The sequence below is a fragment of the Enterobacter cloacae complex sp. Mu1197 genome (genome assembly GCF_040059225.1).
GTDB lineage: Bacteria > Pseudomonadota > Gammaproteobacteria > Enterobacterales > Enterobacteriaceae > Enterobacter > Enterobacter quasiroggenkampii.
On the sequence record NZ_CP157375.1, the window covers coordinates 1,911,559 to 1,934,840 of the forward strand.

Below are 23,282 nucleotides of genomic sequence, written 5' to 3' on the forward strand. Positions count from 1 at the left end.
GGTGTCTGCACCGACATAATGAGGAAAATCATGTCACATCTCGCAGAGCTGGTTGCCAGTGCAACAGCCGCCATTAATCAGGCCTCAGATGTTGCCGCGTTAGACAATGTCCGCGTCGAATATCTTGGGAAGAAAGGGCACTTGACCCTTCAAATGACAACCCTGCGTGAGCTGCCGCCAGAAGAGCGCCCGGCAGCGGGGGCGGTGATTAACGAAGCCAAAGAGCAGGTACAGCAGGCGCTGAACGCACGTAAAGCCGAGCTGGAAAGCGCGGTGCTGAATGCGCGTCTGGCCGCAGAGACGATCGACGTCTCTCTGCCGGGTCGCCGCATCGAGAACGGCGGTCTGCACCCGGTTACCCGCACCATCGATCGCATTGAAAGTTTCTTCGGTGAGCTCGGCTTTACCGTGGCGACTGGCCCGGAAATCGAAGATGATTACCACAACTTCGATGCCCTGAACATTCCTGGCCATCATCCGGCACGCGCTGACCACGACACTTTCTGGTTCGACGCGACGCGTCTGCTGCGTACCCAGACCTCCGGCGTTCAGATCCGTACCATGAAGGATCAGGCACCGCCAATCCGTATTATCGCGCCGGGCCGCGTCTATCGTAACGACTACGATCAGACCCACACCCCAATGTTCCACCAGATGGAAGGCCTGATTGTTGATAAAAACATCAGCTTTACCAACCTGAAGGGTACGCTGCACGATTTCCTGAACAACTTCTTTGAGGAAGATCTGCAGGTTCGTTTCCGTCCGTCCTACTTCCCGTTCACCGAACCGTCTGCGGAAGTTGACGTGATGGGCAAAAACGGCAAATGGCTGGAAGTGCTGGGCTGCGGCATGGTGCATCCAAACGTACTGCGCAACGTGGGTATCGATCCGGAAGTTTACTCCGGCTTTGCCTTTGGTATGGGCATGGAGCGTCTGACCATGCTGCGCTACGGCGTGACCGACTTACGTGCATTCTTCGAAAACGATCTGCGTTTCCTCAAACAGTTTAAATAAGGGCAGGACAGAACAATGAAATTCAGTGAACTGTGGTTACGCGAGTGGGTGAACACCACGCTTGACAGCGACGCGCTTTCTAACCAGATCACCATGGCAGGTCTGGAAGTGGACGGCGTTGAGCCGGTTTCTGGCGCATTCAACGGCGTGGTCGTCGGCGAAGTGGTGGAGTGCGGCCAGCATCCTAACGCGGACAAACTGCGCGTAACAAAAGTAAACGTAGGCGGTGACCGTCTGCTGGATATCGTCTGCGGTGCGCCAAACTGCCGTCAGGGGCTGAAAGTGGCCGTGGCGACCGTCGGTGCGGTACTGCCGGGCGATTTCAAAATCAAAGCGGCTAAGCTGCGCGGCGAGCCGTCTGAAGGCATGCTGTGTTCCTTCTCCGAGCTGGGTATTTCCGACGATCACAACGGCATCATTGAGCTGCCGCTGGATGCGCCAATCGGCACCGATATCCGTGAGTACCTGAAGCTTGATGACAACACCATCGAAATCAGCGTCACGCCAAACCGTGCCGACTGCTTAGGGATCATCGGCGTGGCGCGCGACGTTGCCGTGCTGAACCAGACCGAACTGAACGCGCCGGACATTGCGCCGGTTGAAGCGACCATCAGTGACGTGCTGCCTATTCAGGTTGACGCTGCGGATGCTTGCCCGCGCTACCTCGGTCGCGTGGTGAAAGGCATCAACGTTAAGGCGCCAACTCCGCTGTGGATGAAAGAGAAGCTGCGCCGCTGCGGTATCCGCTCTATCGACGCCGTGGTTGACGTGACCAACTACGTTCTGCTGGAGCTGGGCCAGCCAATGCACGCGTTCGATAAAGATCGTATCGAAGGCGGTATTGTTGTGCGCATGGCGAAAGAGGGTGAAACCCTGGTTCTGCTGGACGGCAGCGAAGCGAAACTGAACGCCGACACCCTGGTGATTGCTGACCACAGCAAAGCGCTGGCAATGGGCGGTATCTTCGGTGGCGAACATTCGGGCGTCAACGACGAAACCCAAAACGTGCTGCTGGAGTGCGCGTTCTTCAGCCCGCTCTCTATCACCGGTCGCGCACGCCGTCACGGTCTGCACACCGATGCGTCTCATCGCTACGAGCGTGGCGTTGACCCGGCGCTGCAGTACAAAGCAATGGAGCGTGCCACCCGCCTGCTGATCGACATCTGCGGCGGCGAAGCGGGCCCGGTGATCGACGTCACCAACGAAGCCACGCTGCCGAAGCGTGCGACCATCACCCTGCGCCGCAGCAAGCTGGATCGTCTCATTGGGCACCATGTTGCCGATGCGCAGGTGACCGATATCCTGAAGCGTCTGGGCTGCGACGTGACCGAAGGTCAGGGCGAGTGGAAAGCCGTTGCGCCATCATGGCGTTTCGACATGGAAATTGAAGAAGATCTGGTGGAAGAAGTGGCCCGTGTTTATGGCTACAACAACATCCCTGACGAGCCTGTACAGGCCGGTCTGGTGATGGGCACCCACCGTGAAGCCGACCTGTCCCTGAAGCGTGTGAAAACCATGCTGAACGACAAAGGCTACCAGGAAGTGATCACCTACAGCTTTGTTGATCCAAAACTGCAGCAGCTGATCCACCCGGGTCAGGAAGCGCTGATCCTGCCAAGCCCAATCTCCAGCGAAATGTCCGCGATGCGTCTGTCCCTGTGGACGGGCTTGCTGGGCACTGTCGTTTATAACCAGAATCGCCAGCAAAACCGCGTGCGAATTTTCGAAAGCGGTTTGCGCTTTGTACCGGATAATCAGGCAAATTTAGGCATCCGTCAGGATCTCATGCTGGCTGGCGCCATCAGCGGTAACCGCTATGAAGAACACTGGGACCTGGCAAAAGGCACTGTTGATTTCTACGATATGAAGGGCGATCTGGAAGCGATTCTGGATCTGACCGGTAAATTATCTGAAATTGAATTCCGCGCAGAAGCCATCCCGGCCCTGCATCCAGGCCAGAGCGCTGCCCTCTATTTAGACGGCAAACGCATTGGTTTTATTGGGGTTGTTCACCCTGAGCTGGAGCGTAAACTGGACCTGAACGGCCGTACCATCGTGTTCGAGCTGGAATGGAACCTGGTGGCAGACCGCGTGATTCCTCAGGCTCAGGACGTCTCCCGCTTCCCGGCAAACCGCCGTGATATCGCGGTTGTGGTCGCGGAAAATGTGCCCGCAGCAGATATTTTGGCCGAATGTAAGAAAGTTGGCGTAAATCAGGTAGTTGGCGTAAACTTATTTGACGTGTACCGCGGCAAGGGCGTAGCAGAGGGCTTTAAGAGCCTGGCTATCAGCCTGATCCTTCAGGATACCAGCCGTACACTCGAAGAAGAGGAGATTGCCGCTACCGTCGCCAAATGTGTAGAGGCATTAAAAGAGCGATTCCAGGCATCATTGAGGGATTGAACCTATGGCGCTTACAAAAGCTGAAATGTCAGAATATCTGTTTGATAAGCTTGGGCTTAGCAAACGGGATGCCAAAGAGCTGGTAGAGCTGTTTTTCGAAGAGATCCGTCGTGCTCTGGAAAATGGTGAGCAGGTAAAACTCTCCGGTTTTGGCAATTTTGATTTGCGCGACAAAAACCAACGTCCGGGCCGTAACCCGAAGACGGGGGAAGATATTCCCATTACAGCCCGCCGCGTGGTGACCTTCAGACCCGGCCAGAAGTTAAAAAGCCGTGTCGAAAACGCAACGCCCAAAGCAGAGTAATATGAACTAACTAAAAAGGCCGCCCACGCGGCCTTTTTTCTTTGCGCTCTTTGGTAAACCCGCCGTAAAATCAATTACATCTCACGCTACTAAAACCGTACACATGCTTGATTATGCCCATCACCAGCACCGTTCCGATCGGCGTCGCCTGCTTTTGCTGGCGCTGCTGCTCATTATTGCCGCAGGCGTTAGCCTCTGCGCCGGTGACCGATGGATAGGGCCCGAAAGCTGGTGGGGGCCTGACGGACAGCTCTTCGTCTGGCAAATTCGTCTGCCGCGTACCGTCGCGGTGATGCTGGTGGGCGCCGCGCTGGCGCTGTGCGGCACCATAATGCAGGCATTGTTTGAGAATCCCCTGGCGGAGCCCGGGCTGCTCGGCGTGTCCAACGGTGCGGGCGTGGGGCTGATTGCGGCGGTAATGCTGGGCGGAGGCGAACTCTCCGGATGGCGTATTAGCCTGAGCGCGATTCTCGGCGCATTACTGATAACGCTCATCCTGCTTCGTTTTGCCAGACGGCATTTATCGACCAGCCGTCTGCTGCTTGCTGGCGTGGCGCTGGGGATCATCTGTAGCGCGCTGATGACCTGGGCGGTCTACTTCTCGACCTCCTTTGACCTGCGGCAGCTCATGTACTGGATGATGGGCGGCTTTGGCGGCGTCGACTGGCAGCAGGGCTGGCTGATGGCGCTGCTGGTGCCGGTCATCGTGTGGGCTGCCCTGCAGGCGCAGCCGTTGAATATGCTCGCGCTGGGTGAAACCTCAGCCCGCCAGCTGGGCATGCCGATTGGGTTCTGGCGTAATGTGCTGGTGATCGCCATTGGCTGGCTGGTCGGCGTCAGCGTGGCCCTGGCGGGTGCGATTGGCTTTATTGGCCTGGTGATCCCGCACATGCTCCGTCTGTGCGGCCTCACGGACCATCGAACCCTGCTTCCGGCCTCGGCGGTTGCCGGGGCCGTCACGCTGCTGGTAGCTGACATCATCGCCCGGCTTGCCCTGACGGCTGCAGAGCTGCCCATCGGCGTGGTGACCGCCACGCTGGGCGCGCCGGTCTTTATCTGGCTACTATTAAAAGCTGGACGTTAAATCGACAACCTGAGGAAATGCTATGCAGTCAGATATCCTGAATACTGAAGTGACCACCATTGATGGCGATAAAACCACGCTGGAAGGCTACAAAGGCAACGTGTTGCTGATCGTCAACGTGGCATCCAAATGCGGCCTGACGCCGCAGTACGAGCAGCTGGAAAACATTCAGAAGGCCTGGGAAAAAGACGGTTTCACCGTGCTGGGCTTCCCCTGCAACCAGTTCCTGGGCCAGGAGCCGGGCAGCGAAGAGGAGATTAAAACCTTCTGCAGCACCACTTACGGCGTGACGTTCCCGCTGTTCAGCAAAATCGATGTCAACGGGGAAGGCCGCCATCCGCTGTATGCGAAGCTGATCGCTGCCGCACCGAAAGCCGTTGCGCCGGAGGGCAGCGGTTTTTATGAACGCATGGCCAGCAAAGGCCGCGCGCCGCTTTACCCGGACGATATACTCTGGAACTTCGAAAAATTCCTGATTGGTCGCGACGGCCAGGTCGTTCAGCGTTTTTCACCGGATATGACCCCTGAAGATCCGATCGTCATGGAATCTATCAAGCTGGCGCTGGCGAAATAATGTCACTGCTGATGCAGCTCACGGACGTTGCCGAGAAGGGACGTCTGGAGCCGATAACCGGCACCGTCAATGCGGGAGAAATCCTGCATCTTGTCGGGCCAAACGGCGCCGGAAAGAGCACGCTGCTGGCACGGATGGCGGGCATGACTGCCGGAGAAGGGCAGATAACGTTGCTGGAGCATACGCTGGCCGACTGGTCTCCGGTCTCACTGGCGCATCGGCGCAGCTATCTCGTGCAGCAGCAGGTGCCGCCTTTTGCGATGCCGGTCTGGCAGTATCTGATGCTGCATTTGCACGACAAACAACGTTCGGCGCTGCTGGCGGACGTGGCCGCGGCGCTGGGGCTGGAAGATAAACTCTCCCGGCATGTCAGCCAGCTATCCGGCGGTGAATGGCAGCGGGTGCGTCTGGCGGCTGTCATCGTCCAGATCCACCCGGCTGGTAACCCGCATGGTCGGATGCTGCTTCTCGATGAACCGATGAGCGGTCTGGATGTGGCGCAGCAGGCGGCCCTGGATACGCTGCTAAGCGCGCTGAGCCGAAAAGGCATCGCCGTGGTGATGAGCAGTCATGACCTCAACCACACCTTGCGACATGCCCACCGGGTGTGGCTGCTGGCGAAGGGGAAGATGATCGCCAGCGGTACGCGGGATCAGGTTCTGACGCCGCCCAATCTTGCCCGCGCGTACAACATGTCGTTCCGCAGGCTGGATATCGAGGGCCATAAGATGCTGATTTCGACCGGGCAGGAGTAAGCGTTTCTTGCCTGTGAGTACAGTTGCACGCTAAATTACGAAAAGAACAAAAAAAGCAGAGGATTCGTCTGAAAATGCGATTCTGGTTTCTCCTGATGGCCGCACTTTTTCTTGCGGGATGCAGTAGCCATCGTGCACCGCCGCCTAACCCACGGCTTTCAGATTCGATCACCGTCATCGCCAGCCTCAACGATCAGCTGAGCAACTGGCGCGGCACGCCTTATCGCTACGGCGGTATGAGCCGTGGCGGTGTGGACTGCTCCGGCTTCGTTCTGATGACCTTCCGCGACAAGTTTGACTTACAGCTGCCGCGCGAAACGCGCAAACAGGCAGAAATCGGCACGGAAATTGATAAAGACGATCTTCTGCCCGGGGACCTGGTTTTCTTCAAAACCGGATCGGGGGAAAGCGGTCTTCATGTGGGCATTTATGACACTGACAACCAGTTCATTCACGCGTCAACCAGCCGCGGCGTGATGCGCTCTTCCCTGGATAATGTCTACTGGCGTAAAAATTTCTGGCAGGCACGACGTATATAGTCTTCGTCGTATACCTCTCTTATGACGGCATGGAAACGAATAAAACATGCCGTTTTTTCTCAAATAAGATGATTAAAGTTAAATTTATCTAAAATTAGCGAATCCCGCATGTGTCTGTTTTATCTAAAACTGGCTATTATTCTGCAACCAGGATAAGATTATTTTAGATTCAGGGATAAATCTGAAAATTAATACGGAACTAATGAAATTAATCTTATTAAAATCAAGACAGTGGAATTGTGTCGGCAATTGCTCCAGGATGTCCTCTCTCATCTTTAATGCGGGGCGAGTGCAATGATAATTACGCTAGATAATGCTTACCAGTCTGAACTGCTGCTTCTGCCTGCCCGTAATAGCGCAGGGGAGCTTAAAGGTTTAGAAATTCTGGTTAACTTTACTGGCGTCGGCAGCGATGTGCGGATCCCCACTGAGCTTGTTATCCCACGACTTTCAGCGGCTGAAGAGTTAACGCTGTTTAACGAAAAATTGCAATTGCTTGATACCTGTAAACTGTTTTTTATTCAGCATCAGTTAATTGCATGGATCAATATTACACCTGCAATAGTTGAATTTTTATTAAGTAATGGAAACGCTGTTTCAATTCTTGAGCGTTATCCGTTTCTTGAGTTTACTGTTAATGAGAATTATCCAGGTTTAAATAACGGAAAGGACGATCTTCAGCTGGCAAGAATGGCGATCCATTTTCCGTTGGTGCTGGCAAACTTTGGCGCAGGCGCGGCATCGCTCAAGGCGGTCTACGATGGATTATTTAAACGGGTCATTCTCGATAAAGGCTTCATTCAGCAGCGTGCGGCGGAACTCTCTTTTGAGCCCTTTATGCGCGCCATCCTCTGGCAAATCACGCCACACTGCCAGTCTGTGATTGTCTCAGGCATTGATGACCACGGCCTCTTACAGCGCGTGCTGTCCTTTAATTTTGGCGCCATGCAGGGGACACTCTGGCCTGCCGTCTCGGCGGAACACGTCACTACGCTGGTTCAGCAGCGATAACCCTTGCTTTCGCCCGTGTTTAAGTCCGGGTAAACCCTCTACACTAAAAGCAGGAGGACTTATGACCCTGTCTTTTACTGCTCGCTGGCATGACGAGTTGCCGGGATTTTATACCGCACTCAAACCCACACCATTACAAAATTCACGTCTTATCTGGCATAACGATCGGCTGGCAGAAGAGTTGGCCATTCCGCCTGAGCTGTTTCAGCGTTCAGAGAGCGCTGGCGTCTGGGGAGGCGAAACGCTTCTCGCCGGTATGCAACCCCTGGCTCAGGTCTATAGCGGACATCAGTTTGGCGTCTGGGCAGGACAGCTGGGCGACGGCAGGGGGATCCTGCTCGGTGAACAACAGCTTCCCAACGGGGAGACGGTTGACTGGCACCTCAAAGGCGCGGGCCTGACGCCGTATTCGCGGATGGGCGACGGGCGTGCAGTTCTGCGTTCAACGATCCGCGAGTGCCTGGGCTCCGAAGCGATGCATGCCCTGGGTATCCCCACCACCCGAGCGCTGTCGATCGTGACCAGCGACACGCCGGTTGTGCGCGAAACCGTGGAAAAGGGCGCCATGCTGATGCGTATCGCGCAAAGCCATCTGCGCTTCGGCCATTTTGAGCACTTTTACTATCGTCGCGAGCCGGAAAAGGTGCGCCAGCTTGCAGACTTTGCCATTCGTCACCACTGGGCGCACTGGCAGGACGAGGCGGATAAATACGTTCTCTGGTTCCGGGACGTGGTGGCCCGTACCGCAGCCCTGATTGCCCGCTGGCAAACCGTAGGCTTTGCCCATGGCGTCATGAATACCGACAACATGTCGCTTCTCGGGTTGACCTTTGACTACGGCCCGTTTGGTTTCCTGGATGATTATCAGCCAGGCTATATCTGCAACCACTCCGACTATCAGGGGCGCTACAGTTTTGACAATCAGCCCGCGGTGGGCCTGTGGAACCTGCAGCGGCTTGCGCAAACCCTGTCGCCGTTTATCGACGTTGATGCACTGAATGATGCCCTCGACAGCTATCAGGAGATCTTACTGCGGGAATATGGCACGCTGATGCGCAATAAGCTGGGGCTGGTGACGCAGGAGAAGGGCGATAACGACATCCTCAATGGCCTGTTTGCCCTGATGGCGCGCGAGGGCAGCGATTACACGCGCACCTTCCGGATGCTGGGGCAGACGGAGCAGCACAGCGCCGCCTCGCCGCTGCGCGATGAGTTTATTGACAGACAGGCGTTTGACGACTGGTTTGCATCCTACCGCGCGCGGCTGCAGCAGGAGCAGGTGGATGACGCGACCCGCCAGACGCAGATGAACGCCACGAACCCGGCGATGGTGTTGCGCAACTGGCTGGCGCAGCGGGCGATTGAGCAGGCAGAACAGGGCGAGTACGACGAATTACACCGTCTGCACGTGGCGTTGCGCACGCCGTTTGCCGACCGGGATGATGATTACGTCAGCCGCCCGCCTGACTGGGGCAAGCGGCTGGAGGTCAGCTGCTCAAGCTAGTCTTTTGGCCGGGGGGCGGATTCGCTTTACCCGGCCTGAACATCACTGCGCGACCCAGCCGCCGTCCATATTCCACGCGGCGCCGCGAACGTTAACGGCGCTGTCGCTGCACAAAAACAGCGCCAGTTCACCCAGCTGCTCCGGAGTAACAAACTCGCCCGAAGGCTGTTTTTCCGCCAGAAGCTGTTCGCGCGCGTGCTCCGGCGGTACGCCGTCAGCGATCCGTTTGTCGATTTGCTGCTGCACCAGCGGGGTCAGCACCCAGCCGGGACAGATCGTATTGGCGGTAATGCCGGTGCGCGCGGTTTCCAGCGCCAGCGATTTCGTAAAGCCCACCACGCCGTGCTTGGCTGCCACGTAGGCCGACTTCTCTTTTGACGCGACCAGCCCGTGAACGGAGGCGATATTAATGATGCGCCCCCAGTTTTTCTCGCGCATGGCTGGCAGCGCCAGCCGGCTGGTGTGAAACACCGACGAGAGGTTAATGGCGATAATGTCGTTCCATTTCTCCACCGGAAACGCGTCAACCGGCGCCACGTGCTGTATGCCAGCGTTGTTGACGAGAATGTCCACGCCGCCAAACTGCGATTCGGCGTAGCGCATCAGGGCTTCTATTTGCAGGACGTCACGCAGGTCCGCATCGTGATAGCCCGGCTTTTTGCCCAGTTGCGCAATCTCAACTATTGCTGATTCACTGTCGCCGAAACCGTTGAGGATCAGCTGCGCCCCGGCCTTCGCCAGCACGCGGGCGATCCCCAGGCCAATGCCGCTGGTCGAGCCGGTGACCAGGGCGGTTTTACCGTTCAGATTCATCTTTCTCTCCTTACACAATGCCGGTCAGATAGAACACGGCAATGACAAAAAGCACTGCCAGACTTTTAATAATCGTGATAGCAAAAATGCCGCCGTAGGCCTGGCGATGGCTCAGGCCAGTGATAGCCAGCAGGGTAATCACCGCCCCGTTATGGGGTAGGGTATCCATTCCCCCGCTCGCCATTGACGCCACGCGGTGCAGCACCTCAAGCGGGATATTGGCGGCGTGCGCGGCGGCGACAAACGTGTCGGACATGGCGGCGAGCGCAATACTCATCCCGCCGGACGCCGAGCCGGTGATCCCCGCGAGAACGGTCACGCTGATGGCTTCATTCAGCAGCGGATTCGGAATGGCCGCCAGCGCGTGGGATAACACCAGAAAACCGGGCAGGGCGGCGATAACCGCCCCGAAACCGTACTCCGAGGCGGTATTCATCGCCGCCAGAATGGCACCGCTCACCGCCGTCCGGCTGCCTTCTGCCAGGCGTCCGCGGATGTTGCGGAAGCCAAAAATCAGCACCAGCACGATACCGGCGATCAACGCCGCCTCCACGGCCCAGATGGCGGTGATCTTGCTCACCTCGGTCACGATCGGTTTCGCCAGACCGGGCAGGGTCAGCTCGTGGCTCGTGCCGTACCAGCCGGGGATCCAGCGGGTAAACAGCAGGTTGAGTATGCCCACCACCAGCAGCGGGGCGATGGCAATCAGCGGATGCGGAAGGTTAATGTTGTCCGGCGTCTCCGGTTCATTTTTCAGATCCGTACCGTAACCTTCGTTGTTGCTGAGCGCCTTACGCCGCTGGCGTTCCAGCCAGAGCAGGCCAAAGACGATAATGAACAGAGAGCCGATAAGCCCCAGCCACGGCGCGGCCCAGGCGTTGGTACCAAAGAAGCTGGTGGGAATGATGTTCTGGATCTGCGGCGTGCCGGGCAGGGCATCCATGGTAAACGAGAATGCCCCCAGCGCTACCGTGGCCGGGATCAGACGTTTAGGGATGCCGCTCTGGCGGAACAGTTCCGCGGCGAACGGGTAAACTGCAAACGCCACCACGAACAGCGACACGCCGCCGTAGGTTAACAGCGCACACACCAGGACAATCACCGGGATGGCGTGGCGACGACCGAGGATCTGAATCGCGGCGGCAACGATGGAGCGCGAGAAGCCGGAAAGCTCAATCAGTTTGCCAAACACCGCCCCCAGCAGGAACACCGGGAAGTAGAGCTTGACGAAGCCCACCATTTTTTCCATGAACAGACCGGTAAACGTCGGGCCAACGGCGCCCGGATCGGTCAGCAGTACCGCACCGAGCGCCGCAATCGGCGCAAACAAAATCACGCTATATCCGCGATAGGCCGCCAGCATCAGCAGCGCCAGCGCCGCCAGGGCAATTAATACACTCATCACGACTCCTCACTGTCATTATTATTCGGGTACCAACGAGATGTTTAACGCTCGACGGTGAGGGCAATGCCTTGCCCGCCGCCTACGCACAGGGTGACGAGCCCCTTTTTGACGTCACGGCGTTGCATTTCGTACAGCAGCGTCACGAGGATGCGGCAGCCGGAAGCGCCAATCGGATGACCGAGGGCGATCGCGCCGCCGTTAACGTTCACCCTGCGTTCATCCCAGCCGAGCTGCTGGCCCACCGCCAGCGCCTGCGCGGCAAAGGCTTCATTGGCTTCAATGAGGTCCACGTCATCGAGCGTCCAGCCCGCCCGCGCCAGCGCGCTCTGACAGGCGCTGACCGGCCCGATGCCCATCACCGACGGGTCAACGCCCGTCACGGCATAGCTCACGATGCGCCCCAGAATCGGCAAACCGCTCTCCCGCGCCTTTTCGCCGCTCATCAGCAGCACCGCCGCGGCGCCGTCGTTGAGCGTGGAGGCATTTCCCGCCGTGACCGTGCCTTCCTCCTGCAAAAAGGCGGGGCGCAACTGCGCAAGCTGCTCGGCGGTGGTGCCTGGCCGGGGCTGCTCGTCACGGCTGACAATAAGCGGCGGCTTTTTACCCTGCCTCACCGTCACCGGGGCTATCTCGGCATCAAACCGGCCCGCTTCGGCGGCGGAGGCCGCTTTTTGCTGCGACCGGGCAGCGAAGGCGTCCTGCTGCTCGCGGGAAATGCCGTACTGCCGGGCGACGTTTTCAGCGGTGATCCCCATGTGGTAATCGTTGAACGCGTCCCACAGACCGTCCGTGATCATGCTGTCCTGCAGGCCCGTATGGCCAAAACGCAGCCCTGAACGCGCGCCGTCCAGCAGATAGGGGGCGTTGCTCATGCTCTCTTGTCCGCCGGCAATCACTACCCCGGCATCGCCGCAGCGGATCGCCTGCGCGGCGAGCTGCACCGCTTTTAATCCCGCGCCGCACACCAGGTTGACCGTTGTCGCTGGCGTGCTGACGGGTAACCCGGCGGCGATGGCCGTCTGACGCGCAGGGTTTTGTCCGCATCCCGCCGTCAGCACCTGGCCGAAAATCACCTCATCTATCGTCTCAGCAGGAAGACCGCTGTTTTCAAGCAGACGATGAACCGCGACGGCCCCCAGCTCAGCCGCAGAGAGGGGCGCGAGCGATCCGCGAAAACTGCCAATGGGGGTCCGCGTTGCCCCGACAATCATGACCTCTTTCATCCTGAGTCCTCAGCTAAAGCGCATCTCGCGAACGTCGTCCGTCACAATCATTTTTCCGGCCGTCTTAGCTGCTATTTCGTCGATACTGACGCCGGGGGCGTATTCCCGCAGGATGAACGCGCCGTCCGCGATCTCGAGCAGCGCGAGGTCGGTTAAGACCCGGCGGATGCAGCCCGCGCCCGTAAGCGGCAGCGTGCAGCGCGACAGCAGCTTTGACTCACCGCTTTTTGACGCATGGGTCATCACCACGATAATGTTCTGCGCCCCGGCGACGAGATCCATCGCGCCGCCCATTCCCTTGACCATCTTTCCGGGGATCATCCATGAGGCGATATTGCCTTCGACATCCACCTCAAACGCGCCCAGCACCGTCAGGTCAACATGGCCGCCGCGGATCATGGCAAACGACTGGGCCGAGTCGAAAATGGCCGCGCCCGTGCGTGCGGTCACGGTCTGTTTACCGGCGTTGATCATGTCGGCGTCGAGGCTCTGTTCGTCAGGGAACGCGCCCATCCCCAGCAGCCCGTTTTCCGACTGAAGCATCACGTCCATTCCTTCCGGAATGTAGTTCGCCACCAGGGTAGGAATGCCGATCCCCAGGTTGACGTAATATCCGTCGCGCAGTTCGCGGGCGACGCGCATGGCCATCTGTTCACGGGTTAACATCGTCACACTCCTTCCGCGCGCAGCGTGCGCTGTTCAATGCGTTTTTCAAACTGGCCAACAATCAGCCTGTCGACGTAAATGCCCGGGGTATGAATGGCCGACGGGGGAAGCTCACCCGGCGCAACAATCTCCTCCACCTCGACGACCGTTATCCGGCCCGCCGTTGCCATCAGCGGATTAAAGTTTTGCGCGGTATGCCGGTAGACGACGTTGCCGTACCAGTCCGCTTTCCAGCCCTTGATCAGCGCGAAATCCCCCGTAATGGCCTCTTCGAGGATGTAATGCTTACCGGCAAACTGGCGCACGTCTTTGCCTGCAGCCACGGGCGTGCCGTAGCCGGTGGCCGTGTAAAATGCCGGAATACCCGCGCCGCCCGCGCGCACCTTTTCCGCCAGCGTGCCCTGAGGCGTGAGTTCAATCTCCAGTTCACCGCTCAGTACCTGCTGCTCGAACAGCGCGTTTTCGCCGACATAAGAAGCCACTACCTTACGAACCTGCCGCGTCTCAAGCAGGAGCCCGAGACCGAAGCCGTCCACGCCGCAGTTGTTTGATACCACCGTCAGATCTTTCACCTGACGGCGTCTGACCTCTGCAATCAGGTTCTCCGGAATACCGCACAGGCCGAAGCCGCCCGCCAGCAAAGTCATCCCGTCCGTCAGCCCATCCAGCGCCTGCGCATAGCTGTCGACGCGCTTATCCAGTCCCGCCATCGTCATTCCTCCTCTTAACCGTGGCGGTATCATTAGGGGCGGCAACTCATTTGTTAATTTTGAATTTGTGACCCACTCATTTGGTTTTTTTATTAATTTCCTGTTAACTAAATTTTTTCAATTAGTTAACAGGATGAAAAATGAGAATGAGTGTCAAACAGTTACGCGCGTTTTTAGCGGTAGCTCACACTCTGAATTTCGCCCACGCCAGCGAACGGCTGAATCTCTCCCAGCCAGCTCTGAGCCTGACGATTAAAGCCCTGGAGGACGCGCTCGGCGGACCGCTGCTGCAGCGGAGCACGCGCAAGGTCGCGCTGACGCAGGAGGGCGAGACGTTTTTGCCGATGGCGCGGCAGCTGCTTGCCGACTGGGATAATGTCGAAGAGGCGATGCACCAGTGCTTTACCCTGCAGCGCGGTAAAATCTCGGTCGCGGCGATGCCGTCGTTTGCCGCGAATGTCCTGCCCGAGGTGCTGAAAGCGTTTCGCGATCGCCATGCCGGGATCAACGTCACCGTGCATGACGTGATTAACGAGCAGGTGATTGAGATGGTGCGGGAAGGGCGGGTCGAGATGGGCATCGCCTTTGAGCCCGCGCCCACACACAACCTGCTGTTTACCCCGCTGGGTCTCGACCGCTTTGTTGCCATTGTGCCGAAAGATTCCCCGCTGGCGGGCAAAAAGCGCCTGACATGGGAAGCGCTGCTGACGCTGGATTTCATCACCCTGCAGCGCCCGTCGGCGGTGCGTCTGATGATGGAAGAGGAGCTGGCGCGAAGCGGCAGAAAGCTGGACGTCGCGCTTGAAAGTCATCAGCTGGTGACGGTCGGGCGGATGGTCGCAAGCGGGCTGGGCGGCAGCGCCGTACCAGCGCTCTGCAAGACGCAAATGGCGTCGCTGGGCGCGGTCTGTATTCCGCTGGACAGCCCGCCCATTGAAAAGTGTATTGGGGTGATCCATCCCGGGCATACGCAGCTTTCAAAAGCGGCGCATGCCCTGCTGGAAACGCTGAAGGATTTTTATCAGCCCGATTAAGGGGCGAGAAACACCTGCGGCGCGGCGTGAGCCGGGTGCCTGCCGACATGAACCTGTGCGCCGTACCAGTGCGCCAGCGCATCGGCCTGCAAAACGGTTTCCGGCGCTCCCTGAGACACGATCCTGCCGCTGTGCAGGAGCATGAGGCGATCCGCCCACAGCGCTGCCAGGTTGAGGTCGTGCAGCACCGCGCAAACGTGCAGATGTCCCCGGCTGGTCAGGGATTTCAGCAGGCGCAGGAGATGCTGCTGGTGATAGAGATCCAGCGCAGACGTGGGTTCATCAAGAAACAGCCAGCCGCGCGGCGCACCGTCGCACCAGAGCTGAGCCAGCGCGCGGGCGAGCTGAACGCGCTGCTGCTCGCCGCCGGAGAGCGCGGCAAACTGCCTGCCCGCCAGCGGTAAACAGCCGGTGATGGCCATGACCTCCTCGATCACCGACGCTTCTGGCGTGCGGGTCCAGGGCGCTCGGCCCATACCGACGACCGCCTCAACCGGCCAGTCAAATCCGAGCTGCGTGTTCTGGCGCATCACCGCCCGGTAGCGGGAGAGCTTGTCCGGCAACCAGGCCGCAAGCGGTGTGCCCGCCAGGCTGCACCGTCCGCCCGCAGGTTTAAGGTAGCCGGTAAGCAGCCGCAACAGCGTCGATTTCCCGGCGCCGTTGGGGCCAATCAACGCCACCAGCTCGTTCTGAGATAAGGTCAGCGACACGTCTTTAATCAGCGTGCGTTGCCCGGCGCGAAAAACAAGGTTTTCTGCACAATAGCGTTCAGCCATGCGCACCTCCGCGACGAAAGATTAGCCACAGGAACCACGGCGCGCCGAGAAGGCTGGTCAATAAGCCGACCGGCATTTCCGCCGGGGCGACCAGGCTACGCGCCAGCGTATCGGCCACCAGCAGGAGCAGCGCACCGGCCAGCACCGAGCCGGGGAGCGCGGCCCGGTGGTCGGCTCCCAGCCACATGCGCACCAGGTGCGGCACCACCAGGCCGACAAAACCGATCACGCCGCTGACCGCAACGGCGGCAGCCACCAGCAGGGCACTGCACAACAGCAGGATGCGCTGCACAGCGGCAACCTCCACGCCGAGATAGTGCGCCTCTTCATCGCCCAACTGCAGCAGGTTGAGGGGCCCTGCCAGACGCCAGATCGCCAGCAGGGTGGGGATCATCAGCGACGCGACGGCCAGCAGCGTCGACCACTGCGCCTGGCCGAGGCTGCCCATTCCCCAGAGGGAAAGCTGGCGAAGCTGGGCATCATTGCTGAGCCATGACAGCACGCCGACGGCGGCGCCGCACAGGGCGTTGATGGCAATCCCTACCAGCAGCAGGCGCGACAGGGAAGCGTCACGCTGTCGGCTGAGCAGGAAAATCACGACGGTGGCGGCCAGCGCGCCGAGAAACGCCGCCAGCATCGGGGCATACAGCATCACCAGCGCTGGCAGCGAGAGCGGAAGCACCACCCACAGGGCGACGGCAAGCGCCGCGCCGCTGCTGATGCCGAGCAGGCCCGGGTCCGCCAGCGGGTTGCGAAACAGCCCCTGCATCACGCAGCCCGCCAGCGCCAGCGAACCGCCGATCGTCAGCGCCAGCAGCACGCGAGGCAGGCGGATCGTCAGCCATATTTGGCGCAGGGCCTCGTCGGTGCCGTTCCACAGCAGGCTGACCGGCAGGCGCAGCGCGCCAATGCCGCTGGCCGTCAGCGTCGTGACGACCAGCAGCGCGGCCAGCATCCATAATGACAGGGCGGCTCGCCGGGACATCAGGGCAGTTGCTCCGCTTTGGCACGCAACTCCCGGATGGCTTCCGGCGTTCGCACGCTGAAGCCCAGCAGCGCCATGTCATCAATCGCCAGCACCTGCCTGTTCCGTCCTGCCGGGGTTTGCGCCAGGCCGGGCAGCGTCCACAGATTCGCCTCCCCACCCAGGGCGTTGATGCCGTCCTGCGAAATCACCACCAGATCGGGCCGGCTGGCAATCGTGCCTTCCTGAGACAGCGGCTGATAGCGGGTGAATCCCTGCATCGCGTTCTGCAGCCCCGCCGCACGAATGGCCGCGTCCGCGCCGGTCTGTTGTCCGGCAGCCATGGCGGTCATTCCGCCGTGGTTGAGAATAAACAGCACCCGCTTATTGAGCGGTGACGCAGGAAGCGCCGACAGCGCCTGACGCAGCGTCTTGCGCAAGGCTTCCCCCTCGGCCTCGCGGTGCGTCGCTTCAGCGACGATCCGTACCTTTTCGTCAATGACGCTCAGATCGTTACCGGCAGGAATTGCGATGACCCTGACGTGGCTTTGCTCAACCTGCTTGAGCGCCAGAGACGGCTGCGCCTGGGCGCTGGCCAGCACCAGCGTAGGGCGCATGGATAAGATCCCTTCCGCGTTGAGCTGGCGCAGATAGCCCACGTCCGGCAGCGCGGTTGCCGCCTGCGGCCACTGGCTGGTGCTGTCGCGGGCCACCAGGGAAGAGGCCGCGCCGAGGGCGTAGACGATCTCGGTGACGTCGCCGCCGAGCGTGATAATTTTCTCCTGCGGCGCAGCAAACGCCAGCAGGGGCAGGGCGCCGATCAGGGCAAGCCACCGTTTCATGCGGCCAGCCCTTTCGCCGTTAAGGCGTCAATCTGGCTGCGCCACTGGCTCTGCTCCGGTTCGCCTTCGGTGCGCTGGCCGTACAGCTGGGCGATTTGCGTCCCGTCGACGGCAAACAGCTCCAGGCTGGTGACATGCCCGTCCGCGGTCGGTTTGCGCGTGACCCACGTCTCGGCAATCGCGTCTTCAAGCAGGTGCAGGGTAAAGGTTGGGTTGAAGATATTCAGCCAGCCTTTCATCGGCGCCAGCTTTTCCACCACGCCGGTGAAAATCTGCACGCAGCCGCGGTTGCCGACGAAGACCATGATTTCATTGCCGTCCCGACGCGCCGTCTCCAGCAGCTGCGCCAGCGCGCTGTTCTCTACCCGACAGGCCAGATCGTCCCCTACCAGGCGAAACGCCTGCTGGCGGCTGAGGTTATGACGTTTGAGCAGGCTAAAGAACTGATGCACGTCGGTCATGGCGCGCCACTCTTTGTCCACGAGGGCGGCTTGCGGACTTTCCGCGTGAGCAGGCGCGTCGGGCGCCTTTAACGCCAGCGGTGGATTATCGGCAAAGATAAAACGGGTCAGCACGTCGCCCCAGGCGGAAAGGTCGGTGTTGTCCGTGGCGTAAACCTTCAGCAGGGCATCGCCCTGATGGTCGAAGAACTGGATGCTTTGCCGCTCGCCGCGGGTGGTGGCTTCACTGATGTGAAACGCGCTTGCCCACTGATTGAGGAACAGGCGCAGATCCAGCGCGCGCGGGTTCAGTACCAGCCCGGCATGGCCGTTCAGGTGCTGGTTGGTGAAGTTCCCGACCTGCTCGTGAACGGCGTAGTCGTTGCGGCAGATACATTTGGTTTCGCCCACCGCCTCCAGCGCGCCCAGGATCTCGCGGACTTCACCGTGCAGTCGCCAGGCGTCGTGGCCCACGCGGGCAAAGGTCAGCTCCGCTTCGCTGATGTTCATTAGCCCTGCAATGTCGCGCGCGTACTTACCCGGATTTTCTTCTTTTAGCTCAAGCCAGCGTGTGTAGTGATTCATTGTCTCTTCCTTTCAAAGCAATGCCCCGGTCAGCCGGGGCGAAGGGATTACCATTGATAACTGACGAAAATCTTCCCGTTACGGCCGTCCTGCGGAATGCCCTGAGGTGACCAGTACGCTTTGTCGAAGGCGTTGCCGAGTACCAGTGTCGTGGTCACGCCTTTGAGCCGTTCCTGGCCCTTATAGCTGACATAGAAGTCATTGACCGCATAGCCCGGCTGCTCGCTGTAGCTGCTGCTGATATACGTTGAGCGATCGACAAAGGTCCCAATCCAGCCGACGGAAAAACCGCTCTGCGCCACCGGAATGTCCAGCTTGCTGGTAACGGTATCCGGGTTGATGCTGGAGATGTACTCGCCCGTATCGGTATCTTTCCCGCGCGTGCGGTTGTAGGCCAGGTCGAGGTTGAAGAGGTCGGCAGAGTATTTTGCCATCATGTCCCAGCCCCAGATTTTGGCGTTCGGGACGTTATACGACATGGTGGTTGCCGCCGCGAAATTGACGGTGGTGGAGATGTAGTCTTTGGCTTTGGTATCGAAATAGCTGGCTTTAAACTCCAGCGCATCGTTGGCAAGCAGCAGATCGTCAAAGCGCAGACCGAAACCAAACTCCTGCGTTTCGTTGGTTTCCGGGCGCAGGTTCGGGTTCGGCACCCAGTAGTTGGTATAGAAGCGGCCAATAGAGAAGTGTTTGGCGTCGTTGTACATCTCACCCATGGTGGGCGCGCGGAACGCCTGTGCGTAAGAGCCAAACAGCATCAGCCAGTCGGTCGGGCTGACGGTTAACCCGGCGCGGGATGACCACTTGTCGGCATCGACATCGTCGTAGCCATTGCTGCTGCCGCGGTAGTTGTCATACCGCGTGCCGCCCAGCAGGGTGACCGGCAGATCGCGCAGGGTAATTTCGTCCTGCAGCCAGCCGGAGCTGAAGTCGATTTTCGCCTCCGGGAAGCCGGTGGTTGCCCCGCCCGGATGCTGCTCCTGACGATAATATTCCCCGCCGTAGGTCAGAAGGTGTGATGCTAAGGTGTCGCTGAACAGGCGGGTGCGGTTTTCCACCTTGCCGCCTTTGGTGGTCTGCTTGCGGAACTCACCGCTGTTGTCGATATTCTGGGCATTAATGCGCGCTTCGGACCAGTAGACCTTCGCGTCGGCGTTCAGCCAGTCGTTACCTTCCGGGGCGATGTGATAGCCCACCTGCGCGTCACGCTGAATGGTGGAGCGATCGGTCATCGGGTTGCTGCTGTCCGCCCCGGGGGTTTGCGGGTTTTTCGGTTCCTGAGCGTCGTTATTGTAGTAGCGCAGGGAGCCGCTCAGGGTCTGGGCCGGGTCGATTTTCCAGCTGCCTTTCGCCAGCATGTTATTGATGGATTCGTCGTTAGGGGCGGTTGCTCCGTCGCTCTGGCGAATATCACCGCGATCCCGGCTGGACCAGGCCACCAGACCGTCCAGGCTGTCGGTGCGGCCGTAGGCGCTGGCCCCCATGCCGAGACTGTGATCGCCCGTCGCGCCCGTCCCAAACACGCGGTAGCCGCTGTTCTTACCCGGCTCCAGCAGATCTTTCGCATCGGCGGTATCATAGGAAATCACGCCGCCCAGCGCGCCGCTGCCGTACAGCAGGGCCGACGGGCCGCGAACCACTTCGATACGTTTAATCAGCGCCGGATCGAGGAACGTGCTGTTCAGGTGACCAGTGTCGGTGCCCTGACGCACGCCGTCAACCAGCACCAGCACGCCGCGACGGTCATAGCCGCGCAGGTTCACGTCCTGCCCGTTGGTGCGCCCGGTGCCGTCCAGCGTCAGTCCGGGGACGTTACGCAGCAGGTCGGCCGCCGAGCTGGCGGTTTGCTTCTCCGGTGCGCTGGCGTCAATCACGCTCACCATCATGGGAGCTTCAAAGGCGCTGCGGGCGTTGCCCGTGGCGGTGACGGTAATGTCATCTGTGGCAGCAAACGCCGCGGTCGGCAGGGCGCTGACAATCGCCAGCGTCAGAAGTGACGGGCGTAAAGACGCGGAAGGCAGGTGTGGCATAGCAACTCTCCATTAGAATTGAAAAGCGCTGGCTGCCTGGGGTTTACCTGGGTGGCTGGCGTAGTTTTTTGTGTTGTTTATTTTGTGAGGATCAGTTTTCCGGCATGGGTCTGGCGCAGCAGATAGCGCTGGCCGTCATGCTCGATAATGACCCGGCCCTCATCGCCGAGCAGGGTTTTGCTGTCAATCCGACGCTCGGTTGGGGCTGGTGCTGTGTCTGTTTTTGCTGGCGTTGCCGCGCTGTTATCCGTACGTGACATAATGTTTATAAATAACAATCAATGTAACAATGATAATCATTATCAATAAACTGCAAATTCACGGCAAGCGTTTTTGTGAAAAAAGGGTGAGAGGATCAATATTGTGCAATGAAAAGCCCGGTGGCGGCTTCGCCTTACCGGGCCTACAACGGCAAGAATCGTAGGCCGGGTAAGCGCAGCGCCACCCGGCAGGATATTAAAAGCGTGTGTCCACGGCTGCTGCAAGTTTCTCCAGCAGCAGCTCGCTGTCTTCCCAGCTCAGGCACGGGTCGGTGATCGACTGGCCGTATACCATCTGCTGGCCAGCAACGATTTTCTGCGTGCCTTCTTTGATAAAGCTCTCCGCCATAATCCCTGCTACGGCGGTTGAACCGCTGCGGATCTGCTGGCAGATCTCATCGCAGACGTCCAGCTGGCGGCGATGCTGCTTCTGGCAGTTGCCGTGGCTGAAGTCCACCACCAGATGTTCCGGCAGGTCGAACTCGGCCAGGGTTTCACAGGCTGCCGCAATATCTTGTGCATGGTAATTGGGTTTCTTGCCGCCGCGCATAATGATATGCCCGTACGGGTTACCGCTGGTCTGGTAGATGGTCATATGACCGCTCTTGTCCGGTGACAGGAACATGTGGCTGGCACGGGCAGCGCGGATGGCATCAACCGCAATACGGGTATTGCCATCGGTCCCGTTTTTAAAGCCGACCGGACAGGAGAGGGCGGAGGCCATCTCGCGGTGGATTTGGCTTTCGGTGGTGCGTGCGCCAATCGCGCCCCAACTGATCAGATCGGCGATAAACTGCCCGGTCACCATATCAAGAAACTCGGTGGCGGTCGGCACGCCCAGCTCGTTGACCTGCAAAAGCAGCTTACGTGCCAGCTCGATGCCGTGGTTCACGCGATAGCTGCCGTTCAGGTCAGGGTCGGAAATCAGCCCTTTCCAGCCCACCACGGTCCGCGGTTTTTCAAAGTAGGTTCGCATCACAATCTCAAGGCGGTGCTGATACTTATCCCGCAGGCCCTGAAGCCGTTTTGCATAATCCATCGCGGCATCCAGATCGTGGATGGAGCAGGGACCAATCACCACCAGAAGACGCTTGTCTTCACCATTCAGTATTTTTTCAATGCGGCGGCGGGAGGCCGTTACGTGTTCCGCAACGGCAGCGGAAACAGGATGCCGCTGGGCCAGTTCAGCCGGCGTGACCAGGCTGTCAATGCGCGCAGTGCGGAGTTCATCGGTTTTATTCATGGAATGTCTCAGAAAATTTTTGCTTCATCGGCAGACTACCGGGAAGTGATGGGCATCACCTTAAACCAATCCCTGCTGATTTCAAGTTCGGGGCAACACCGCCCCGTGGTTGCCGATGATGATACCTGAATCTGAGCTAATGTACTAGCATATTAGTACATGCGACGGTTAAGCCCCATGATATCGAGAATTTTGGTGGCAATTTCTTCCACAGAGTAGTTGGTGCTGTTCAGCCACGGGATCTGATTTTTGCGGTACAGGGCTTCCACTTCGGAGACCTCCATCCGGCACTGGCGCATGGAGGCGTAACGGCTGTTCTCGCGGCGCTCTTCGCGGATGGCGGCAAGGCGTTCCGGATTAATGGTCAGGCCGAACAGTTTGTGCTGCAGCGGCTTAAGGGCGGCGGGCAGCACCAGGTTATCCATATCGTCAGCAATAAACGGGTAGTTGGCGGCGCGAATGCCGAACTGCATCGCCAGGTAGAGGCTGGTCGGCGTTTTGCCGCAGCGCGACACGCCAAGCAGGATCACCTGCGCCTGGTCGAGATTACGCAGAGAGATACCGTCGTCGTGCGCGAGGGTGTAATCGATGGCGGCGATACGCGCGTCGTACTTGGTCAGGTTGCCGGGGTTCAGCCCGTGGGTACGGTGGGCGATAGGCGTCGGGTCGAGCTTCAGCTCGCTTTGCAGCGGAGCCACCAGCGCCTGCACGATATCCTGGCAGAAGCCTTCGCTCTGCAGAATGATGGCGCGAATCTCGGGGATCACGATGGAGTAGAACACCAGCGGGCGGACGCCGGTCTGTTGGTAAATGGCGTCGATCTGGTCCTTCACCGCTTTGGCGCGGCTCTCATTTTCGACAAACGGCAGCGTAATGCTGTTGATCGATACGGGAAACTGCGACATCACCGCGTGGCCCAGCACCTCGGCGGTGATCGCCGTACCATCAGAAATATAAAAAACGTGACGATCGACAGCACTATCCATTTTACCCACCCTGAATATCAGACGTAATTGTCTGAAAGCATAAATTAAAAAAGTAATTTACACAGCAAAGAACTTATCCTAATTATGAATGAAACGCTGTTTTTGATTTTCCTGAAA

General features: G+C 59.1%; 23 protein-coding genes. 10 read left to right on the forward strand and 13 right to left on the reverse strand.

Annotated features, from left to right (window positions below):
* The first annotated feature begins 30 nt into the window (after positions 1-30).
* The 9 genes from pheS (at position 31) to selO (ending at position 9,188) form a co-directional block, all read left to right on the forward strand.
* The gene (pheS, locus tag ABFV38_RS09070) at positions 31-1,014 is read left to right on the forward strand and encodes a phenylalanine--tRNA ligase subunit alpha (protein ID WP_021241084.1); all 984 of its coding nucleotides are present in this window, start codon (positions 31-33) and stop codon (positions 1,012-1,014) included.
* Between the two features lie 15 nt (positions 1,015-1,029).
* The gene (gene pheT / locus ABFV38_RS09075) at positions 1,030-3,417 is read left to right on the forward strand and encodes a phenylalanine--tRNA ligase subunit beta (protein WP_348959178.1); all 2,388 of its coding nucleotides are present in this window, start codon (positions 1,030-1,032) and stop codon (positions 3,415-3,417) included.
* Positions 3,418-3,421: 4 nt separating this feature from the next.
* Positions 3,422-3,721, forward strand: coding sequence for an integration host factor subunit alpha (ihfA, locus tag ABFV38_RS09080; protein ID WP_003857805.1), 300 nt, complete (start codon positions 3,422-3,424; stop codon positions 3,719-3,721).
* A 103-nt stretch (positions 3,722-3,824) separates the two neighbouring features.
* Complete coding sequence (gene btuC / locus ABFV38_RS09085; RefSeq protein WP_069719414.1) at positions 3,825-4,805, forward strand: vitamin B12 ABC transporter permease BtuC; 981 nt, start codon at positions 3,825-3,827, stop codon at positions 4,803-4,805.
* A gap of 22 nt (positions 4,806-4,827) precedes the next feature.
* On the forward strand, positions 4,828-5,379 hold the full coding sequence (locus ABFV38_RS09090) for a glutathione peroxidase (RefSeq protein ID WP_048027541.1): 552 nt from the start codon (positions 4,828-4,830) through the stop codon (positions 5,377-5,379).
* Positions 5,379-6,134, forward strand: a complete 756-nt coding sequence (gene btuD / locus ABFV38_RS09095) for a vitamin B12 ABC transporter ATP-binding protein BtuD (protein WP_196346169.1) — start codon at positions 5,379-5,381, stop codon at positions 6,132-6,134. Before ABFV38_RS09090 ends, btuD begins: the two co-directional genes overlap by 1 nt.
* A gap of 74 nt (positions 6,135-6,208) precedes the next feature.
* Positions 6,209-6,673 (forward strand): NlpC/P60 family protein, encoded by a 465-nt coding sequence (locus tag ABFV38_RS09100; protein ID WP_008500650.1) that lies wholly within the window; start codon positions 6,209-6,211, stop codon positions 6,671-6,673.
* Positions 6,674-6,967: 294 nt separating this feature from the next.
* Positions 6,968-7,684, forward strand: coding sequence for an EAL domain-containing protein (locus ABFV38_RS09105; protein WP_048027544.1), 717 nt, complete (start codon positions 6,968-6,970; stop codon positions 7,682-7,684).
* Positions 7,685-7,745: 61 nt separating this feature from the next.
* On the forward strand, positions 7,746-9,188 hold the full coding sequence (gene selO, locus ABFV38_RS09110) for a protein adenylyltransferase SelO (protein ID WP_348959181.1): 1,443 nt from the start codon (positions 7,746-7,748) through the stop codon (positions 9,186-9,188).
* 42 nt (positions 9,189-9,230) lie between these two features.
* On the opposite strand, the gene ABFV38_RS09115 is transcribed toward selO, so the two are convergent.
* From ABFV38_RS09115 to ABFV38_RS09135, 5 genes are read right to left on the reverse strand one after another with little or no spacing between them, the layout of a single operon-like run.
* Positions 9,231-10,001, reverse strand: a complete 771-nt coding sequence (locus ABFV38_RS09115) for a 3-hydroxybutyrate dehydrogenase (RefSeq protein WP_045910269.1) — start codon at positions 9,999-10,001, stop codon at positions 9,231-9,233.
* Between the two features lie 10 nt (positions 10,002-10,011).
* The gene (locus ABFV38_RS09120; protein WP_176252831.1) at positions 10,012-11,406 is read right to left on the reverse strand and encodes a GntP family permease; all 1,395 of its coding nucleotides are present in this window, start codon (positions 11,404-11,406) and stop codon (positions 10,012-10,014) included.
* Between the two features lie 41 nt (positions 11,407-11,447).
* Positions 11,448-12,629: an acetyl-CoA C-acetyltransferase gene (locus ABFV38_RS09125; protein ID WP_348959184.1), complete on the reverse strand. Its 1,182-nt coding sequence runs from the start codon at positions 12,627-12,629 to the stop codon at positions 11,448-11,450.
* Between the two features lie 9 nt (positions 12,630-12,638).
* On the reverse strand, positions 12,639-13,295 hold the full coding sequence (locus ABFV38_RS09130; protein ID WP_348959186.1) for a CoA transferase subunit B: 657 nt from the start codon (positions 13,293-13,295) through the stop codon (positions 12,639-12,641).
* A gap of 2 nt (positions 13,296-13,297) precedes the next feature.
* Entirely contained in the window at positions 13,298-14,005 is a 708-nt protein-coding gene (locus ABFV38_RS09135) for a CoA transferase subunit A (RefSeq protein ID WP_045910273.1), read from the reverse strand.
* 140 nt (positions 14,006-14,145) lie between these two features.
* Here ABFV38_RS09135 and ABFV38_RS09140 point away from each other — a divergent pair, with 140 nt between their 5' ends.
* Complete coding sequence (locus tag ABFV38_RS09140; protein WP_032645461.1) at positions 14,146-15,039, forward strand: LysR family transcriptional regulator; 894 nt, start codon at positions 14,146-14,148, stop codon at positions 15,037-15,039.
* On the opposite strand, the gene ABFV38_RS09145 is transcribed toward ABFV38_RS09140, so the two are convergent.
* From ABFV38_RS09145 to ppsR, 8 genes are all read right to left on the reverse strand, one after another.
* Positions 15,036-15,815 (reverse strand): heme ABC transporter ATP-binding protein, encoded by a 780-nt coding sequence (locus ABFV38_RS09145; RefSeq protein WP_348959188.1) that lies wholly within the window; start codon positions 15,813-15,815, stop codon positions 15,036-15,038. The genes ABFV38_RS09140 and ABFV38_RS09145 overlap by 4 nt on opposite strands.
* Positions 15,808-16,800: an iron ABC transporter permease gene (locus ABFV38_RS09150; RefSeq protein WP_348959189.1), complete on the reverse strand. Its 993-nt coding sequence runs from the start codon at positions 16,798-16,800 to the stop codon at positions 15,808-15,810. The genes ABFV38_RS09145 and ABFV38_RS09150 overlap by 8 nt, the downstream gene beginning before the upstream one ends.
* Positions 16,800-17,621 (reverse strand): hemin ABC transporter substrate-binding protein, encoded by an 822-nt coding sequence (locus tag ABFV38_RS09155; RefSeq protein ID WP_048027550.1) that lies wholly within the window; start codon positions 17,619-17,621, stop codon positions 16,800-16,802. The genes ABFV38_RS09150 and ABFV38_RS09155 overlap by 1 nt, the downstream gene beginning before the upstream one ends.
* Positions 17,618-18,646, reverse strand: coding sequence for a hematinate-forming heme oxygenase ChuS (chuS, locus tag ABFV38_RS09160; protein WP_348959191.1), 1,029 nt, complete (start codon positions 18,644-18,646; stop codon positions 17,618-17,620). Before chuS ends, ABFV38_RS09155 begins: the two co-directional genes overlap by 4 nt.
* A gap of 47 nt (positions 18,647-18,693) precedes the next feature.
* Positions 18,694-20,676 (reverse strand): TonB-dependent hemoglobin/transferrin/lactoferrin family receptor, encoded by a 1,983-nt coding sequence (locus ABFV38_RS09165; RefSeq protein ID WP_348959192.1) that lies wholly within the window; start codon positions 20,674-20,676, stop codon positions 18,694-18,696.
* 77 nt (positions 20,677-20,753) lie between these two features.
* Positions 20,754-20,936, reverse strand: a complete 183-nt coding sequence (gene hemP, locus ABFV38_RS09170) for a hemin uptake protein HemP (protein WP_024909414.1) — start codon at positions 20,934-20,936, stop codon at positions 20,754-20,756.
* Between the two features lie 196 nt (positions 20,937-21,132).
* Entirely contained in the window at positions 21,133-22,179 is a 1,047-nt protein-coding gene (gene aroH, locus ABFV38_RS09175) for a 3-deoxy-7-phosphoheptulonate synthase AroH (RefSeq protein WP_008500645.1), read from the reverse strand.
* 152 nt (positions 22,180-22,331) lie between these two features.
* Complete coding sequence (gene ppsR, locus ABFV38_RS09180) at positions 22,332-23,165, reverse strand: posphoenolpyruvate synthetase regulatory kinase/phosphorylase PpsR (RefSeq protein ID WP_008500644.1); 834 nt, start codon at positions 23,163-23,165, stop codon at positions 22,332-22,334.
* Positions 23,166-23,282: the final 117 nt, after the last annotated feature.